This window comes from Longimicrobium sp. (assembly GCF_036280135.1).
Lineage (GTDB): Bacteria > Gemmatimonadota > Gemmatimonadetes > Longimicrobiales > Longimicrobiaceae > Longimicrobium.
In genome coordinates this window covers 1-4421 of the sequence record NZ_DASURI010000684.1, presented here as the reverse complement: position 1 = coordinate 4421, position 4421 = coordinate 1, and the positions used below count along the sequence as shown (strand labels likewise).

Sequence of the window (4421 nt, the reverse complement as noted above, 5' to 3'; positions counted from 1 at the left end):
CCTCATCCCCACTGCTCCGGCTTGGGCTCGCGCATCATCAGCTGCTCCACGGCGGCGCGCGCCTCCAGCCCCTCGAACAGGATCGCGTAGACCGTGTCCACGATGGGCATCTCCACGCCCGTCCTGGCCGCCAGGTCGTGCGTGGACCGCGCCGTGCGCACGCCCTCGGCCACCATCACCATCCCGCCCAGGATGTCGTCCAGCTTCCTTCCCTTCCCCAGCTCCACCCCCACCGTGCGGTTGCGGCTCAGCCCGCCCATGGACGTCAGGATCAGGTCGCCGATGCCCGCCAGCCCCGCCAGCGTGCGCGGATCCGCCCCCAGCGCCGTGCCCAGCCGCACGATCTCGGCGAGGCCGCGGGTGATGAGCGCCGCCTGCGTGTTGAAGCCGTAGCCCAGCCCCTCCACCACGCCGGCCGCGATGGCGATCACGTTCTTGACGCTCCCGCCCAGCTCCACGCCCCGCACGTCGTGGGTGGTGTACACGCGAAAGTACGGCGTCTGGAACGCCTGCTGCGCGCGCACGGCCGCCTCCTCCGTCTCCGACGCCATCGTCACGGCCGTGGGATGCTTCAATCCCACCTCCCGCGCGAAGCTGGGGCCGGACAGGAAGCACGCCGTCCGCGACAGCTCCGCCGGCAGCACGTCGGCCAGGACGGCGTCCATCGTCTTGAGCGACTCGTTCTCGATGCCCTTCGACGCGCTCACGACCAGCGCGCCGGGCTCGATGTGCGGCGCCGCCTGCCCCATCACCTGCCGCACCACGTGCGACGGCGAGACGGAGAGCACGAGGTCCGCCCCGCGCAGGGCGTCCGCCATGTCCGTCGTGGCGCGCAGCCGCCCGTCCAGGTCGATGCCGTCCAGGTACTTGGCGTTGGCGTGGGCGCGGTTGATGTCGTCCGCCACGTCGGCCTCGTAGCTCCAGACGACCGTCTCCGTCCCCTTGCCGGCCAGGACGTTGGCCAGCGCCGTCCCCCAGCTTCCCGCCCCGATCACCGCCGCGCGCGCCGTCATTCGGGCTTCTCCGCGTCCGCCGTCACCGCCGCGGCCGCCACCGTGGCCTGCGGCTCCTTTCCCTTGCCGAACCGGGGCTCCGTGCCCTTGAGGATGCGGCTGATGTTGGACCGGTGCGCGAAGATGACGAACGCCACCACCGCGAACCCCAGGTACCGCGTCTCCTCCAGCCGCACGGGCGTCACCAGCAGCATCACGCCCACCACCAGCGCCGCCAGGATGGACGCCGCCGACACCATCCGCCCCATCTTGAGCACCACCAGCCACGTGGCCACGCCCGCCGCCAGCGCGACCGGCGCCAGCCCCAGGAACACGCCCGCGCTCGTGGCGACGCCCTTGCCGCCCTTGAAGCGCATGTAGATGCTGAACACGTGGCCCACGATGGCCGCCGCGCCGTATGCCAGGGCCCAGCGCGCGTCGGCCCGGGGCGCGTCCCACTGCGTGAAGGCCACGACGGGGAACGTGCCCTTGAGGATGTCGAAGATCATCACGGGCGCGGCCACCTTTGCCCCCAGCACGCGGAAGGTGTTGGTGGCGCCCAGGTTGCCGCTGCCGTGCTCGCGCAGGTCGATGCCCCGGGCCATCCGGCCGGCGATGTAGCTGGCCGGGACGGCGCCCAGCAGGTAGCTGAGAGCGACGAAGAGCCAGGGGCTCACGCCTCGTCCTCCTCGTCGTCGAAGTCCGTGCCGAACTCAATGTCCTCGTCGTCCATCTCCTCCACCTCGAACTCGTCCTCGCGGCCGCCCGGGCCGTCGCCGCGGACGTAGGCCACCTCCACACCGTCGTCCTCCACCTCGTCCGGCGCGTGCGGCTTGCCCTGGCGCGGACGGCGCGCCTCGGTGTCCTCGCGGCGGCGCAGGCGAATGACGATGGGCGCGCCGTTGAAGCCCCACGCCGCGCGAAAGCCGTTCATCAGGTAGCGCTGGTACGACTCCGTCACGCCCTCGGGGATGTTGACCCAGAAGACGAACGTGGGCGGCTCCGTGGCCACCTGCGTGCCGTACAGGAACCGGATGGAGTGGCCGGCGAAGGTGGGCGGCTTGGTGCGGCCCACGAGCGAGCGCAGCACGTCGTTCACCTCGTGCGTGGCCACGCGGCGCTGGCGCTGCTGCTGCACCTCCAGGATGAGCTCCAGGGCGCGGTTCACGCGCTGCCCCGTCCGGGCCGAGGTAAAGAGGATGGGCACCCACTGCAGGTACGGCGCGCGCTCGCGGATGTCCTTCTCGTAGCGGGGCGCCGTCATCGTCTCCTTCTCGACGAGGTCCCACTTGTTGGCGATGATGATGAGCCCCTTGCCCGAGCCCCACGCCTTTTCGGCGATCTTGAGGTCCTGCACGGCAATGGGCATGGTGGCGTCCAGGATCAGCACGCACACGTCGGCGCGGTCGATCGCGCGCTCCGTGCGGATGGCGCTGTAGAACTCCACCCCCTCGTCGATGCGGCTCTGCCGGCGCAGCCCCGCCGTGTCCACGAACATGAACGTGCGCCCGTGGTACTTCATGGGCGTGTCGATGGCGTCGCGCGTGGTCCCCGCCACGTCCGAGACGACGAGCCGCTCCTCGCCCAGCAGGCGGTTCACGAACGACGACTTGCCCACGTTGGGCCGCCCGATGACGGCCACGCGCAGGGCCTCCTCCTCCGCCTCCGTCCCCTCCGGCAGGGCCCAGACGATCTGGTCCAGCACGTCGCCGCTGCCCTTGCCGCTCAGCGAGCTCACGGGCTGGGGCTCGCCGATGCCCAGGTCCCAGAAGTCGTGGTGGCCCACGGCCGTGTCGCTGCCCAGGTTGTCCATCTTGTTGACGAGCAGCACGACGGGCTTCTGCGTCTTGCGCAGGTGCTCGGCGATGGCGTAGTCCAGCGGGTGCGGGCCCGCCTTGCCGTCCACGATCTGCACGAGCACGTCGGCCTCGCCGATGGCGGCCATGACCTGGTCGCGGATCAGGCGGTCCATGGGCTCGTCCGAGTTCTCCACCATGCCGCCGGTGTCGACCAGGTAGAACTCGCGGGCGTTCCACTCCGTGCGGGCGTAGTTGCGGTCGCGGGTCACGCCCGGCCGGTCCTCGACGATGGCGATGCGCTCGCCCAGGACGCGGTTGAAGAAGGTGGACTTGCCGACGTTCGGCCGCCCCACGACGGCCACCACGGGTAGCTTCACGGAATCGCTGTCTGTCTATGATGATGCCGGCTCCGGGTGCGAATGCGCCTGCGGGAGGCCGGCTTTTCCTGCGTGAACTTCAACTTCAACGGCGAACGGCGGTGTGGGGCGTGCCCCTCCGCTGCGCTCCGGGTCGGGCTGCGCGCAGAACGCGGCGAGCGGCCCCGGCTGCGCCGGCGGCCGCTCGCCGCGCGCGGACCATGGCCCGCCTTCCATCCCTCCGCGCGCCCGGCGAATATGCCCGGTACGCACAGGCCCGTCAATCACCGCGCCACGGCAGCGCCGGCCTCACGCCAGCCAGGAGCGAATGAATTCGCCGCTGGAACTTCGCGAAGTCCGCCTTCGCGGACTGCCCCAGCAGGGCCCCGTCCAGTACACCGGAGCGCGAATCCCGGTCACTTACTTTCGCACTCCCGCACTCCCGCACTTCAGTTCAGTCCACCAGGCTGGCGCCGCAGTTGGTGCACTGCGTCTGCCCGGGCTCGTACGCCTCGCCGCAGTTGGCGCAGGCGAACGCCACGCCGCCCGCGGCGTTGGTGTACGACTGCACCACCTCGATGGCCCGCTCGAACTCCCACACGGGCACCAGGATGCGCACGATGGCCAGCTCGCCCAGGTCCACCGGGAAGACGTTGTCGTCCTTCTGGTCGTACACCTGCGCGTCCACCCCCTCGGCCTGCAGGTTCTGCACGATCAGGTCGGCCTCGATGCCGTCGCCCGTGCCGTACACCTGCACCCACTCCCCGATCACCGGCACGGACGCGTGCAGCGTGCACAGCGCGGCCTGCGTGCCGCTGGGCCCGTACCCGCACACGGTGCGGCCACACAGAACGCAGCGGTAGTGCGCCTGCTCGTGCGGATCGTCCTCGCACGGAACGGGGCTGGGCAGCAGGCCGCACGAGGGGCACGCGTCACCACCGGCGTACTTGGCGCCGCAGCGGGAACACGTAACGGGAGCTTCGGCTTCAGGAGTCTGAACGGACAAGGATCGGGTCTCCGTGGGTGGGCGCCGCGCACGCACTGACTCTTCTTCGCGGCGTAGCATCGTCTGCGGCGCCGTAAAAAGCAAGAAGCGTGCGCTTTGGAGCAGTATCAACCCTTTGTCTTCCTGAGGGGCCCTGACGGACCCTGACCACCGCTGGATGCATGCGGCCCCGAAGGATCTTGCCTGCCTCCGCTTGGCCCATGTCCCGCGAAGACGGCGAGCCGGATCCTGCCGCGCGTCTGTCGCCGTGCGCGGGAGAGGAGATCCT

4 protein-coding genes are annotated in these 4421 nt (G+C 70.5%); all 4 read right to left on the bottom strand.

Going from position 1 to position 4421, the window contains the following annotated elements; all coding sequences use genetic code 11:
* Positions 1-2 precede the first annotated feature (2 nt).
* Entirely contained in the window at positions 3-1013 is a 1011-nt protein-coding gene (locus tag VFZ20_RS22220; protein ID WP_329686143.1) for an NAD(P)H-dependent glycerol-3-phosphate dehydrogenase, read from the bottom strand.
* Positions 1010-1669, bottom strand: a complete 660-nt coding sequence (plsY, locus tag VFZ20_RS22215; protein WP_329686142.1) for a glycerol-3-phosphate 1-O-acyltransferase PlsY — start codon at positions 1667-1669, stop codon at positions 1010-1012. Before plsY ends, VFZ20_RS22220 begins: the two co-directional genes overlap by 4 nt.
* A complete protein-coding gene (gene der / locus VFZ20_RS22210; RefSeq protein ID WP_329686141.1) occupies positions 1666-3168 on the bottom strand; it encodes a ribosome biogenesis GTPase Der in 1503 nt (500 codons plus the stop codon). Before der ends, plsY begins: the two co-directional genes overlap by 4 nt.
* A gap of 433 nt (positions 3169-3601) precedes the next feature.
* The gene (locus tag VFZ20_RS22205; protein WP_329686140.1) at positions 3602-3982 is read right to left on the bottom strand and encodes a putative signal transducing protein; all 381 of its coding nucleotides are present in this window, start codon (positions 3980-3982) and stop codon (positions 3602-3604) included.
* Between the last annotated feature and the right edge of the window lie 439 nt (positions 3983-4421).

Excerpts from the sequence above, each read along its gene's own strand:
- VFZ20_RS22220 (WP_329686143.1), bottom strand. The coding sequence starts at position 1,013 with ATGACGGCGCGCGCGGCGGTGATCGGGGCGGGAAGCTGGGGGACGGCG.